Annotated in this window: 1 rRNA gene; it reads left to right on the forward strand. The window is 57.7% G+C overall.

Going from position 1 to position 477, the window contains the following annotated elements:
* Positions 1 to 346: 346 nt before the first annotated feature.
* Positions 347 to 463, forward strand: a 5S ribosomal RNA gene (rrf, locus tag AC1DGD_RS22140).
* The last annotated feature ends 14 nt before the right edge of the window (positions 464 to 477 follow it).

The raw sequence follows: 477 nt of genomic DNA on the forward strand, positions 1-477 counted from the left end.
TGTGTGAGAGGCCCCCAGCCAGACCACTGGGTTGATAGGCCGGATGTGGAAGCGAGGACTAACGACTCGTGAAGCTGACCGGTACTAATAGGCCGATAACTTACACCACACACTCTTCCCGTGAACGGATTCAAAAGACGTTCACACCATGGGGAGGGTACAAAGAAACAAGACTGCTTGCGTCCACTATGTGGTTCCCAACCAACAAACCCGTCACCGACGGCACTGTTGCACAGGAACCGACAACAAAATAACAACACCACAGCTGCATTCGCTGCAGCGGCCATGTTGTAACCACAGTTTTCCCCACCCCCGCCAACAGCGGGCACGGTGGCGGAGCAAGGGTTACGGCGGTCATAGCGTGGGGGAAACGCCCGGTCCCATCCCGAACCCGGAAGCTAAGACCCACAGCGCCGATGGTACTGCACCCGGGAGGGTGTGGGAGAGTAGGTCACCGCCGGAACACCATTAACGGTC

This window comes from Arthrobacter sp. 05T45 (genome assembly GCF_056395875.1).